General features: G+C 74.7%; 1 protein-coding gene. It reads right to left on the bottom strand.

The window, feature by feature from the left end; all coding sequences use genetic code 11:
* Nucleotides 1-63: 63 nt before the first annotated feature.
* Nucleotides 64-14,832, bottom strand: a complete 14,769-nt coding sequence (locus VA596_RS31670) for a type I polyketide synthase (RefSeq protein ID WP_323331871.1) — start codon at nucleotides 14,830-14,832, stop codon at nucleotides 64-66.
* Between the last annotated feature and the right edge of the window lie 27 nt (nucleotides 14,833-14,859).

Raw genomic sequence — 14,859 nt, forward strand, 5'->3', positions numbered from 1 at the left:
CCCCAGGTCATTAACCCCTACCGGAGACCCTAGGGGTGCGAGATCTCCGGCAGGGCAGGGTGTTCAGGACAGCTGGACCAGCCAGTCGTTGACGTGCTTGGCGACGACCTCGGCGTGCTCTTCCAGCATCGTGTAGTGGTTGCCTTCGGCCTCCGCCTCGGTGGTGACGGAAACCCACTTCGACCGCCAGCCTTCGGCGGGCCATTCCGGCATCGGCTCGGCGGCGGTGACGAGCAGAACGGGAATGGTGACTTCGGGGGCGCGCCATTGTTCGAAAAGCCGGAAATAGGCGCCCATCGCGGTGAGCCGGTCGTCGTCGACCGGGGCGTACCGGCCGTCGCGGTCGGCCATGCCGCCCATCAGCCCGGGCAGCAGTGCGTCGATTCCTTCGCCGCCCGGCGCGTAACCGTCGAGGACGACCAGGGCCGCCGGGCGCAGCCCGCGCTGTTCGAGCCGCGCGGTGACGGCGTGGGCGAGGACCGCCCCCGACGAGTGCCCGGCCAGCACGAACGGACCGTCGCCGGCCCGCTCGGCGACCGCGTCGGCGAGCAGGTCGGCCACGGCGTCCGCCGAGTCTGGAAGGGCTTCCCCGGTCCCGAATCCGGGCACGGTCAGCGCCGACACCCCGCGCACGCCGCGCAGCGCGGCGCCGATCCCGGCGTACTGGTGCGGGCCGGAGATGGCGGTCATCGACGGGACGCAGATCAGGCTCGGCTCGGCGGTCTCCGGCGCCAGCCGCACCAGCGACGCGGCGGGCGCGCCGGTCGGCCGGAACTGCGACGCCGTCATCAGCATGCTGACGAAGTCACCGGCCTGGCCCTGTGCGCAGGCTTGCCGGAACAACGCGCCGAGCGTGCTTTCGACCGGAACGCTCGTGTTCGTGCCCGCGAGCCGCTCCGCCAGGTACCCGGCCAGCGCGGCCGGGGTGCCGAACTCGTAGACCAGCGCCGGCGGCAGGTCGAGGCCGGTCAGCTCGGTGAGCCGGTTGCGCAGCTCGACCGCGGTGAGCGAGGCGAACCCGAGTTCGAGGAACTCGCGGTCGCCCTCGACGGCGTCCGCCGAACGGTGGCCGAGCACGAACGCGGCCTGTTCGCGGACGACGCCGAGCAGGATCCCGGCGCGCTCGGCGGCGGTCGCCGAGCCGAGTCCCTCCAGCGCACCGAGGCGCGCCGGTTCCGGCTTGGCCTCGACGACTGGGGCCAGCACGTCCAGGAACGCGGCCGGCCGGCTGGCGCGCAGCCCGGGAGCCACGGCCACCCAGTCGACGTCGGCCAGCACGAGCCCACGCTCGCCCCGGCCCGCCGCGGCGCGCACCGCGGCCAGCAGGAGCCGCGGGTCGAGCGGAGCGACGCCCGGCGTGGTCGGCGTGCCCTCCCACGGCCCGGTGGCGACGCACAGGGTTCCGGCGCCCCGCTGCTGGGCGAGCGCGGTGAGCCGAGCGCCGGCCGCGGCGTCGACCGCCGCCCCCGCCCCGCCCCAGACGCACGCGCCCGGCACGAGCACCAGGAACGCCTCGACGCCCTCACCGACTTCGAGCGCTTCGGCGACCTGCTCCTGCACGGCCGCTTCGAACGCGCTCGGCGTAAGCGTGTCCAGCGGCGCGGGCGAGGACGGCGTCACGAGGTGGACGACCGTGCGAGCGCCCGCGGTGACGTCCCGGGTCGGCTCGGCGCCCAGGCTGGTGAGCCAGGCTTCGACCGACTCCGACACGGCCCCGGTGAGCAGCACCGGGCCTTCCGGTGTCCACGGAGTACCCGCGTCGCCGATCGGGGCGCGGACCAGCCGCCGGGCAAGCACACCCGCCGGGCGCACCGCTACCTCGTCCTCGCGGCCGCCGCCGGTGAGCACCGCGCCTGCGCGGCGCCAGTCGCCGGCCGTCGGCGCGGCCGGCAGGTCGAGCAGGCCACCCCAGCGGTGCGGGTACTCCTGCGCGGCCACCTGGCCGAGCGCCCAGACCTGGGCCGCACCGGGCGCGGGCACCGCGTCGGACGTCCCGGTCCGGACGCCTCCGCTGGTCAGGCACCACAGCGGTGCCTCGACACCGGCGTCGCCGAGGGCCTGGATCAGCGCGGTGCTCAGCGCGAGCCCGTGGGTCTCGTCGAGCGACAGCAGCGAAAGGACGCCGCCGACCGGGCCGTCGAGCACCGTGCGCAGGCCGCCCGCGAGCAGGTCGCGGTCGGCGTCGGTGTCGTCCAGCGCCACCCCGGCCGCCGTCGCGCCGAGGCTTTCGAGCAGCCGGACGGCCCCGGCGACGCGCTCGTCCTCGGCGTGCGCGGCGGGCGCCACGACGAGCCAGGTGCCGGACGTCATGCCACCGGCCGGTTCGGGGATCGAGTGCCATTCGGTGCGGTACCGCCAGCTGTCCACAGTGGACTCGGTGCGCCGGCGGCGGTGCCACGCGGACAGCGCCGGCAGCACGGTGTCGAGCGCGGCCCGGCCGTCCTCACCGACGTTCAGCGCTTCGGCCAGCGCACCGGCGTCGGCACGTTCGACCGAAGCCCAGAACGCCGAGTCCGGCGCCGCGGTGACGGCGGCGGGCGCCTCCGCCCGCAGCCAGTAGTGCTCCCGCTGGAACGCGTAGGTGGGCAGGTCCGCCCGGCCCGCGCCCCAGCCCGCGGCCCGCGCCGTCCAGTCGAGCCGGACGCCGCGGACGTGCAGCGCGGCCAGCACCGCGGCGAACGCGGCCGGTTCCGGCCGGTCGCCCCGCAGGGCCGGGACGGCCAGCACCGCCGGGTCGTGGTCGAGCGACTCGCGGGTGAGGCCGGACAGCGGCGCGTCCGGTCCCAGCTCGACGAACGTCCGGGCGCCCAGGTCGTGCAGCGCGGCGACGCCGTCGGCGAACCGGACCGCGGCCCGGACGTGCCGGACCCAGTAGCCCGCGTCGACCTCGGTGAGCAGCTCGCCGGTGACGTTCGAGACGATCGGCACCACCGGCGGGCCGTAGGACAGGCGTTCCGCGACCGCGCGGAACTCCTCGAGCATCGGCTGCATCCGCGCGGAGTGGAACGCGTGGCTCACGCTGAGCCGCTTGGTCTTGCGGCCCAGGTCACGGAAGTGCCCGGCCACCGCGAGCACGGCGTCCTCGTCGCCGGAGACCACAGTGGACTCCGGGCCGTTGAGCGCGGCGATCGCGACGCCGTCACCCAGGTGCGGGTGAACCTCGTCTTCCGTGGCCTGCAGCGCGACCATCGCGCCGCCCGCGGGCAGCGCCTCCATCAGCCGGGCGCGCGCGGTGATCAGCTCGGCGGCGTCGGCCAGCGACAGCACCCCGCCGACGTGCGCGGCCGTGATCTCGCCGACCGAGTGCCCGAGCAGGTACGCCGGGCGCAGCCCCGCGTGCTCGGCCAGCCGGTACAGCGCGACCTCGATCGCGAACAGCGCCGGCTGCGTGTAGCCGGTGCGGTCGAGCAGGTCGGGCTCCTCGATGATCGTCTTCAGTGGACGGTCCAGGTGCCGGTCCAGCGCCGCGCAGGCGTCGTCGAACGCGGCGGCGAACACCGGCTCGGTTTCATACAGCTCGCGGCCCATGCCGGCCCGCTGGCTGCCCTGCCCGGAGAACAGCACGGCCACCGCCCCGGCGTGCCCCGCCGTCCCGCGCAGGACGCCCGGGCCGTCGACACCCTCGGCCACGGCGCGGACGCCGTCGAGCAGCTCCTCGCGGCTCGTGCCGAGCACGACGGCCCGGTGCTCCCAGGTCGCGCGGTGCGCGGCCAGGGTGCGGGCCACCGCCGCGGCGGACAGCTCCGGTTCCCCGGCGACGCGGGCGGCCAGCCGGTCCGCCTGCTCGCGCAGCGCCGCCTCGCTCCGCCCGGAGATCAGCCACGGCAGCACCCGGGCGTCCTCAGTGGACTCTTCAGACACCGCAATGGCAGGCGCCTGCTCGATGATCGCGTGGGCGTTGGTACCGCTCACGCCGAACGACGAGACACCGGCCCGGCGCGGACGGCCGGTCTCCGGCCACGCGCGCTCCTCGGTCAGCAGCTCGACCGACCCCGCCGTCCAGTCCACTTGGGACGACGGCGCGTCGACGTGCAGCGTCTTCGGCAGCACGCCGTGACGCAGCGCCTCGACCATCTTGATGATGCCGCCGACGCCCGCCGCGGCCTGGGTGTGGCCGATGTTGGACTTCAGCGACCCCAGCAGCAGCGGCTCGCCGGAGCGGTCCTGGCCGTAGGTCTCCAGCAGTGCCTGGGCCTCGATCGGGTCACCCAGCTTCGTGCCGGTGCCGTGCGCCTCGACCGCGTCGACGTCCGATGTGGACAGACCGGCGGTCTCCAGCGCCTGGCGGATGACCCGCTGCTGCGCCGGGCCGTTCGGCGCGGTGAGGCCGTTGGACGCGCCGTCCTGGTTCACCGCCGTGCCGCGGACGACCGCGAGCACCTCGTGGCCGTTGCGCCGCGCGTCGGAAAGCCGCTCCAGCAGCAGCATGCCGGCGCCCTCGCCCCAACCTGTGCCGTCGGCCGCGTCGGCGAACGACTTGCACCGGCCGTCCGAGGACAGCCCGCGCTGGCGGGAGAACTCGATGAACACGTTCGGCGTGGCCAGCACGGTCACGCCGCCGGCCAGCGCGAGCTCGCACTCGCCGGACCGCAGGGCCTGCGCCGCGAGGTGCAGCGCGACCAGCGAAGACGAGCACGCCGTGTCGACGGTGACCGCCGGGCCCTCGAGCCCGAAGGTGTACGACAGCCGCCCGGACGCGACGCTGCCCGAGGTGCCGGTGCCGAGGTACCCCTCGACGCCCTCCGGCACGGACGCCAGCGAAGTCGCGTAGTCGTGGTACATCACGCCGGCGAAGACGCCGGTCCGGCTGCCGCGCAGCGTGCCCGGGTCGATCCCGGCGCGCTCGAAGGCCTCCCACGACGTCTCCAGCAGCAGCCGCTGCTGCGGGTCCATCGCGATCGCCTCACGCGGCGAGATGCCGAAGAAGGCCGCGTCGAACTCGCCCGCGTCGTACAGGAAAGCGCCTTCACGGGCGTAGGAGGTGCCCTGGTTGTCCGGGTCGTCGTCGAACAGCCCGGCGACGTCCCAGCCGCGGTCGGCCGGGAACACCGAAATCGCGTCGGTGCCTTCGGAAACCAGCCGCCACAGGTCCTGCGGGCCGCGCACGCCGCCCGGGTACCGGCAGCCCATGCCGACGATCACGACCGGGTCGTCGGCCGTGGTCGCCTTCCGGGCCACCGGCCCGGTCCGGACCACCCCGGCCAGCCGGCGGTCGAGCTCGGCGGCCAGCGCCGCGGGCGCCGGGTAGTCGAAGACCATCGTCGCGGGCAGCCGCAGCCCGGTGGCCGCGCCGAGCCGGTTGCGCAGCTCGACCGCGGTCAGCGAGTCGAAGCCCAGCTCGCGGAACGCGCGGTCCGGGTCGACCGCCTCGGCCGAGGCGTGCCCGGCGACCGCGGCGGCCTGGCCGCGGACCAGGTCCAGCAGGAACGCTGCGCGCTCGGCGGCGGGCAGGCCCGCCAGCCGCGCCTCGACCGAGTCGACCGCCGCCGCGCCCGCGAGCGCCGCCGTCCGCCGGCCCGGCGCGCGGACCAGGCCGCGCATGACCGGCGGGATCATCCCGGCCGCGGCCTGCTTGCGCAGCGCCGGGACGTCGAGCCGCATCGGCACGACCAGCGCGTCCGGCGAACCGATCGCCGCGTCGAACAACGCCATGCCCTGCGCCGACGACAGCGGGGCGACCCCGCCGCGGCTCATCCGGCGGACGTCGACGTCGTCGAGTTCGCCGGTCAGCGCGCTGCGTTCCTCCCAGAAGCCCCAGGCCAGCGAGACCGCCGGCTTGCCCTCGGCACGCCGGCGCTGGGCCAGCGCGTCGACCACGGCGTTGGCCGCGGCGTAGTTGGCCTGCCCGGCGCTGCCGAGCAGCCCGGCGGCCGAGGAGAACAGCACGAACGCGCGCAGGTCGCGGTCCGCGGTCAGCTCGTCCAGGTGCAGCGCCGCGTCCGCCTTGGGCCGCAGCACGGTGTCGAGACGCTCTTCGGTCTGCGCCTCGACAACGCCGTCGTCGAGCACCGCCGCCGCGTGGATCACCGCGGTCAGGTCGGGCACTCCGGCGAGCAGCTCGGCCAGCGCGTCGCGGTGGGCGACGTCACAGGCCGCGATGGTCACCTCGGCGCCCAGCTCGGTCAGCTCGGCGGCCAGCTCCGGCGCGCCCGGTGCCGCCCAGCCCTGACGGCCGGTCAGCAGCAGGCGGCGGACGCCGTGCCCGGTCACCAGGTGCCGGGCCAGCAGCGAGCCGATCGTGCCGGTGGCGCCGGTGACCAGCACCGTGCCCTCGTCACCCAGGACGTCCACAGTGGACTCCGCCGGTGCGAGGCGCGGCACCAGGACCTGGCCGCCGCGGAGGGCCCGCTGCGGCTCGTCGCCGGTCAGCGCCCCCTCCGGGAGGCCGCCGGCCGGGTCGAGGTCGAGCAGCAGGAACCGGCCCGGGTGCTCGGACTGCGTCGAGCGGAGCAGGCCCCAGACGGCGGCGGTGGCGACGTCGGGCGACTCGCCGTCGATCGCCACGGCGCCGCGCGTGACCAGCACCAGCCGTCCGGTGAAGCGCTCGTCGGCCAGCCAGCCGCGCACCAGTTTCAGCGCGCGCCCGGCGTTGGCGCGGACGTCGTCCGCCGCGAAGCTGACCAGCACCAGTTCGGGCTGGTCGGCCTCGGCGAGGGCGTTCGGAGTGTCGTGGCAGACCGCGCCGAACGCGCCGGCCAGGCCGAACGGGTCCTCGCCGAGCACCGCGACCGACGGCCTCTCTTCGGTGACCGGGACCTCGGTCCAGGTGACGCAGAAGAGCGAGTCCGCGGCGGACGAGCGGGCCGGGGCCGACATCGGCCGCAGCACCAGCGACTCCACCGTCACCACCGGCCGCCCGGCCGGGTCGGACGCCGACAGCGCGAGGCCGTCGCCGGACGGTGCGAGCCGGACCCGCAGCGAAGCGGCGCCGGAGGCGTGCAGGGTGACGCCGGTCCAGGCGAACGGCAGGTGCCCGCCCTCCACCAGCCCCAGCCCGGCGGCCTGGACGGCGGCGTCGAGCAGGGCCGGGTGCAGGCCGAACGCGGCCGCGTCGGCGCCGTCGGGCAGCGTGACCTCGGCGAACACCTCGCCGTCGCGCCGCCAGGCGGCGGTCAGGCCCTGGAACGCCGGGCCGTAGGCGAACCCGTGGTCGGCCATGACGTCGTAGTAGCCGTCCAGCGACACCGCTTCGGCACCGGCGGGCGGCCACTCGGTGTCCACGTCGAACTCCGTGACGCCGGACCCGAGCAGGCCGGACGCGTGCCGCGTCCACCCCTGCTCGTCCAGCGCGTGCTCATCGCGCGAGTACACCGTGAGCGGGCGCAGGCCGTTTGGGTCCGGCTCGCCGACGACGATCTGGAGCAGCACGTGGCCGGTCTCGGGCAGCACCAGCGGCGCGTGCAGGGTCAGCTCGTCCAGCCGGCCGCAGCCGGACTGGTCGCCGGCCCGGATGGCCAGCTCGACGAACGCGGTCCCGGGCAGCAGCACCGTGTCGCCGACGACGTGGTCGGCCAGCCACGGGTGCGTCTGCCGCGAGATCCGGCCGGTGCAGAGGTACCCGGCGTTCTCGGCGAGCCCGACCGCCGCACCCAGCAGCGGGTGCGCGACGGCGCCCAGCCCGGCCGACGACACGTCCGCGAACGCGGGCGCGGCCGGCTCCGGCCAGTAGTGCTCGTGCTGGAAGGCGTAGGTCGGCAGGTCGGCGCGGCGGGCGCCGGAGCCGTCGAACACCGCGGCCCAGTCGACGGTGACGCCGTGCGCGAACGCCTCGGCCAGCGCGAGCAGCAGCCGGTCGCGGCCACCCTCGTCGCGGCGCAGGGTGCCGCTGACGGTGGCCGTCGAGCCGGCGTCGTCGATGGTCTGCTGGATCCCGACGGTCAGCACCGGGTGGGCGCTGACCTCGACGAACGACTCGTGGCCCAGGGCCAGCAGCGCGCGGGTGACCTCCTCGAACCGGACCTGCTGGCGCAGGTTGCGGTACCAGTACGCGGCGTCCAAAGTGGACGTCTCGACCGGACCGCCGGTGACGGTGGAGTGGAACACCGTTTCGGTGTCCTTCGGCCGGATCGGGGCGAGCAGCCGCAGCAGCTCGTCCTCGATGGCCTCGACGTGCGCGCAGTGCGACGCGTAGTCGACCGCGATCCGGCGGGCGCGAATGTGGTGGCCGCGGCAGTGCTCGACCAGCTCGTCGAGCGCGTCGCCGTCGCCGGACACCACGGTCGCTTCGGGGCCGTTGACCGCGGCGACCGAGATCCGCCCGGTCCAGCCGGTCAGGAGTTCTTCCGCACCGGCGCGGGAAAGCGCGAGCGAGACCATCCCGCCGCGGCCGGACAGCGCCAGGATCGCCTGGCTGCGCAACGCGACGACCCGGGCGGCGTCCGAAAGGGACAGTGCCCCGGCGACGGCGGCCGCCGCGATCTCGCCCTGCGAGTGCCCGATCACCGCGGCCGGGCGGACGCCGTAGGCGCGCCAGACCTCGGCCAGCGAGACGTTGATCGCCCACAGCACCGGCTGCACGACGTCCACCCGCTCGAGCGGCTCGGCCGCGCGGACGACGTCCAGGAGCTGGAAGTCGACGAACGGGGCCAGCGCGGCGGCGCACTCGGCCATCCGCGCGGCGAACGCCGGCTCGGTCTCCAGCAGCTCGACGGCCATGCCCGGCCACTGCGAACCCTGGCCGGGGAACACGAACACCGGCCGCTCGCCGCGGGCGAAGCCCTGTGCGACGCCGTGCCCGGCGATGCCACCGGCCAGCGCGGTGAGCCGCTCCTTCAGCTCACCGGCGTCGCGGCCCACCACGACCGCGCGGTGCTCGAACACCGACCGCGTGGTGGCCAGCGCGTGGCCGACGTCGACCGGGTGGGCGTCCACAGTGGCCAGCCGGGCGGCCTGGGCCCGCAGCGCGCCTTCCGTGCGCGCGGTAAGGACCCAGGGAACAGCGCCCTGATAGGACGGCTCCGCCGTCTCGACGTCCACTTCGGACGGCGCCTCGATGATCGCGTGCGCGTTGGTGCCGCTGACGCCGAACGCCGAGACGGCCGCGCGACGCGGGCGGCCGGTCTCCGGCCAGGCCCGTTCCTCGGCGAGCAGCTCGACCGCGCCCGAGGCCCAGTCGACGTGCGGGGTCGGCTCGTCGATGTGCAGCGAGCGCGGCAGCACACCGTGCTGGATGGCCTGGACCATCTTGATCACACCGCCGACACCGGCCGCGGCCTGGGTGTGCCCGATGTTGGACTTGAGGGAGCCCAGCCAGAGGGGCTCTGAACGGTCGCGGCCGTAGGTGGCCAACAGGGCTTGTGCCTCCACCGGGTCACCGAGCGTGGTGCCGGTCCCGTGCCCTTCGACGACGTCGACGTCCGAAGTGGACAGTCCGGCGTTGGCCAGGGCCTGGCGGATCACCTTCTGCTGCGCGGGCCCGTTCGGCGCGGTGAGGCCGTTGGACGCGCCGTCGGAGTTGATCGCGCTGCCCCGGACGATCGCGAGCACCGGGTGCCCGTTGCGACGCGCGTCGGAAAGCCGTTCCACGACGAGCATCCCGGCGCCCTCACCCCACGAGGTGCCGTCGGCGGCGGACGCGTACGGCTTGCACCGGCCGTCCTTGGCCAGGCCGCGCTGGCGGGAGAACTCGACGAACGGCCCCGGCGTCGGCATCACCTGCACACCACCGGCCAGCGCCATCGAGCACTCGCCGCTGCGCAGCGCCTGCACCGCCCAGTGCAGCGCGACCAGCGACGACGAGCACGCCGTGTCCACCGTGACCGCCGGCCCTTCGAGGCCGAGCGTGTAGGCGATCCGGCCGGACATCACGCTCGACGACGTGCCGGTCAGCATGTAGCCCTCGGCGTTCGCCGTGCTGCCGGCCAGCACCGACGTGTAGTCCTGCGTCGCGCCGCCGACGAACACGCCGGACCGGCTGCCGCGCAGGGTTTCCGGGTCGATCCCGGCACGTTCCAGCGCCTCCCAGGCGATCTCCAGCAGCAGCCGCTGCTGCGGGTCCATGGTGAGCGCCTCGCGCGGGGTGATCCCGAAGAACCCGGCGTCGAACAGGCCCGCTTCGTGCAGGAAAGCGCCTTCACGGGTGTAGCTGGTGCCGGACGACTCGGGGTCGTCGTCGTACAGCGCGTCCAGCGCCCAGCCGCGGTTGTCCGGGAACGTCGAGATCGCGTCCCGGCCCTCGGCGACGAGGTCCCACAGCTGCTCCGGCGTCGAGATCCCGCCCGGGTAGCGGCAGGCCATCGCGACGATCGCGATCGGCTCGTCGGTGGCCCCCACCGCGGTGACCTGGGCGGCGTCGGCCGCGACCCCGAGCACCTCGGCCCGCAGGAACTCCGCGAGCACCCGGGGCGAGGGGTAGTCGAACACCAGCGTCGTCGGCAGGGTCAGGCCGGTGACGGCCGTGAGCCGGTTGCGCAGCTCGACCGCGGTCAGCGAGTCGAAGCCGAGCTCACGGAACGCCTTCTGCGCGCCGAGCCCCTCCGCGCCGGCGAAGCCGAGCACCGCGGCGGCGTGCTGCGAGATCAGGTCGACGAGCAGGTCCTCCTGGTCGGCGCCCGACATCCCGCTCAGCCGCGCGTGCAGCGCGGACGCCTCGGGCGTGCGCTCGGCGGCGGCCTGCTCGGCCGCCGCCCGGAGCGCGCGGACCGCGGGCAGCTCGTCCAGCAGCGGCCGCGGCCGGGCCGCGGTGAACGCCGGGAAGAACCGCTCCCAGACGACGTCGGCGACGGCCAGGAACGTCTCGTCGCGCTCCAGCGCCTGGCGCAGCGCGGCGATCGCGAGCTTCGGGTCCATGGCCGGGACCCCGCGGCGGCGCATCTGCTCCCCCGCCTCGCCTTCGGCCATGCCGCCGTCGGCCCAGGCGCCCCACGCGATGGAGGTGGCCTTGAGCCCGCGGGCGCGGCGCTGCTCGGCGAAGGCATCGAGGTAGGCGTTGGCCGCGGCGTACGCGCCCTGGCCACCGCCGCCCCAGACACCCGCATTGGAGGAGAACAGGACAAACGCGTCCAAATCGGGGAAGACGTCTTCGAGTGCGTGCGCGCCGGTGATCTTGGCGGTGGCGATCCGGGCCAGGTCGTCGAGGACGAGGTCGTCGACGGCCCCGGTTTCGCCGAGGCCGGCCGCGTGGAGGACCGCGGTGACCGGGCCGTCGAGGCTCGCGGCGAGTGCGGTCAGCGCGTCGCGGTCGGTGGCGTCGCAGGCCGCGACGGTGACGCGGGTGCCCAGCTCGGTCAGCTCGGCGGCCAACTCGGCCGCACCCGGGGCGTCCGCGCCGCGACGGCTGGTGAGCACGACGTGTGCCGCGCCGGCGGTGGCGAGCCAGCGCGCGACGTGCGCGCCGATCGCGCCGGTGCCGCCGGTGACCAGGACGGTCGCGCCGTCCGGCCGCCAGCCCTGGCGACGCGAGACGGTACCCGCGGCGGACGCGGGAACCAGGCGTCGGGCCTGCACGCCGTTGTCGCGGATGGCGACCTGGTCCTCGGTGCCGGTCAGCACGGCGGCGAGCCGGGCGGCGGCGCGGTCGGAGACCTCGGCGGGCAGGTCGACCAAGCCGCCCCAGCGCTCGGGCCGTTCCAGGCCGAACACCCGGCCCAGCCCCCAGACCGCGGCCTGGGCCGCGGACGAGACCGGCGCGACCGCGCCGGTGGTGGCGATCCACAAGGGAGTGTCGCCCAGATTACGCATCAGCTCGGCGGTGGCCGCGAGTCCCCTGGGAACGGACGCGGCGTCCGGGTGCGGACGCTCGTCGAGCGCCAGCAGGGAAAGCACGCCGTCGACGGGCTCGGTGTTTTGGTCGATCCCAGTCACGACGCGGACGTCGACACCGGCCGCACGCAGCGCCTCGGGCCACGCGGTCTCGACGCCTTCGGGGACGACGACGAGCCAGGTGCCCTGAGCGGTCCCAGCCGGTTCCGGCAGCGGGTTCCACGCGATCCGGTACCGCCAGCCATCCACGGTGGACTCATCGGCGGCCTGACTGTGCCACGCCGACAGGGCGGGCAGCACCGCGCTCAGCGGGTCGTCGGCGTCGACGGCCAGCGTTGCGACCAGTTCCCCCAGGTCACCGCGGTCGACCGCGGCCCAGAAGGCGGACTCCAGCGCGTTCGTGGCCCCGAAGGCCGCGCCGGCGGGCCGTTCCGGCGCGTCGAGCCAGTAGCGCGCCCGCTGGAACGGGTACGTCGGCAGGTCGACGCGCTTCGGGGTGATCCCGGCGAAGAGCGCCGACCAGTCCGGGGACGCCCCGGCCGCGATGGCCGCCGCGAGCGCGTGCCGCACGGTGGTCTCTTCGTCACGCGCCGCCCGCAGTGCCGGGACAGCGGTGACGACGCTCTTGAGGCACTCCTGCGTCATCGCGCAGAGGATGCCGTCCGGGCCCAGCTCGACGAGCGTCGTGACGCCGCGCTCCTCGAGCGTGCGGACACCGTCGGCGAACCGCACCGCGCGGCGGACGTGGCGCACCCAGTAGTCCGGGTCGGCCAGCTCTTCGGCCGTGGCCAGGCGTCCGGACACATTGGACACGACCGGGATGCGCGGCTCGTGGTAGGTCAGGGTTTCCGCGACGGCGTAGAAGTCCTCCAGCATCGCGTCCATGCGCGGCGAGTGGAAGGCGTGGCTGACCGTGAGCAGCTTGGTCTTGCGGCCCAGCGCGGTGAAGTGGTCGGCGACGGCCAGCACGGCGGCGTCGTCACCGGAGATGACGGTCGAGGACGGGCTGTTGAGCGCGGCGATGCTCACCGCGCCGGTCAGCAGCGGGGTGATCTCGTCTTCGGTGGCCTGGATCGCCACCATCGCGCCACCCTCGGGCAGCGCCTGCATCAGCTCACCCCGCGCGGCGACCAGCGCGACCGCGGACGGCAGGTCCAGCACCCCCGCGACGTGCGCGGCCGCGACCTCGCCGATCGAGTGCCCGATCAGGAAGTCCGGCGTGACGCCGAAGTGCTCGAACAGCCGGAACAGCGCGACCTCGACGGCGAACAGCGCCGCCTGGGTGTAGCGGGTCTTGTCCAGCAGCCGGTCGGGGTCCTCGAACAAGATCGTCTTGAGTGGACTGTCCAACCGGGACCCGAACTCGGTGCACACCGCGTCCAAAGCCTCGGCGAACACGGGCTGGGCGGCGTACAGCTCGCGGCCCATGCCGGCGCGCTGACTGCCCTGGCCGGTGAAGAGGAACGCGGTCTTCGCGCCGGCGACCCCGGTGATCGCGCCGGGCTCCCCCGCGGCGATCGCGTCGAGGGCTTCGAGGACCTCGCCGGGTTCGTCGGCGAGGACGACGGCGCGGTGCTCGTGCAGGGTCCGGGTGGTGGCCAGCGAGTAGGCGACCTCGGTGACGTCGAACTCGCCGAGGTGCTCGCGCAGCCGCGCGGCCTGGGCGCGCAGAGCCGCGTCGGACCGGCCCGAGACGACCAGCGGCACCCGCCGTCCGTCCGTAATGGACTCTTCGGCCTCGGCGGGCTCGGCCTGCTCGACGATCACGTGGGCGTTGGTGCCGCTGAACCCGAACGAGCTGATCCCGGCGCGCCGGGCGCGGTCGACGTCCGGCCACTCGCGCTCTTCGGCGAGCAGTTCGACGGCGCCGGACTCCCAGTCGACGTGCGGGGTCGGCTCGGCCAGGTGCAGGGTCTTGGGCAGGACGCCGTGGCGCATGGCCTCGACCATCTTGATGATCCCGGCGACCCCGGCCGCAGCCTGGGTGTGGCCCAGGTTCGACTTGATCGAACCGAGCAGCAGCGGGTCGCCGGTGCGGTCCTGGCCGTAGGTCGCGAGCAGCGCCTGGGCCTCGATCGGGTCTCCCAGCTGGGTGCCGGTGCCGTGCGCCTCGACGACATCGACGTCCGAAGTGGACAGTCCGGCGTTCGCCAGCGCCTGGTGGATCACGCGCTGCTGCGAGGGCCCGTTGGGCGCGGTCAAGCCGTTGGAAGCGCCGTCCTGATTGACCGCGGACCCGCGGACGACGGCGAGCACGGGGTGACCGTTGCGACGGGCGTCGGAGAGCTTCTCCAGCAGCAGCACGCCGGCGCCTTCACCCCAGCCGGTGCCGTCGGCGTCGGCGGAGAAGGCCTTGCAACGGCCGTCGGAGGCGAGCCCGCGCTGGCGGCTGAACTCGACGAACGCGCCCGGGGAAGCCATCACCGTGACGCCACCGGCCAGGGCGAGGGTGCACTCCCCGTTGCGCAGCGCCTGCGCGGCGAGGTGCACGGCGACCAGCGACGACGAGCACGCCGTGTCCACGGTGACCGCCGGGCCCTCGAGGCCGAGCGCGTAGGAGACGCGGCCGGTGACGACGCTGCCCGCGGTGCCGGTGGACAGGTACCCCTCGACGCCCTCGGGCACGGCCAGCAGCCGGGTCGCGTAGTCGTGGTACATGACGCCGGCGAACACGCCGGTTTTGCTGCCACGCACGGAAGTCGGGTCGATTCCGGCGCGCTCGAAGGCCTCCCACGACGTCTCGAGCAGCAGTCGCTGCTGCGGATCCATCGCGACGGCCTCACGCGGCGAGATCCCGAAGAACTCGGGATCGAACTGCGCGGCATCGTGCAGAAACCCGCCCTCACGGGTGTAGCTCGTACCCGCGGCGTCGGGATCGTCGTCGTAGAGCGCGTCGAGATCCCAGCCACGGTCGGCGGGAAACCCACTGACACCGTCCCGCCCCTCGGCGACCAGGCGCCAAAGATCATCGGGCGTCCGCACCCCACCGGGATACCGGCACCCCATGGCGACGATCGCAATCGGCTCCTGAGCACCGGCCTCGGCCTCACGCAGCCGGCGGCGCGTCTCGTGCAGGTCCGCGGTCACCCGCTTGAGGAAGTACCTGAGCTTGTCATCGTTCTGTTCGGTCATGTCAGCGCGCCCCTCAGCGTCGAACCG

This window comes from Amycolatopsis heterodermiae (genome assembly GCF_034929455.1).
GTDB classification, from domain to species: domain Bacteria; phylum Actinomycetota; class Actinomycetes; order Mycobacteriales; family Pseudonocardiaceae; genus Amycolatopsis; species Amycolatopsis heterodermiae.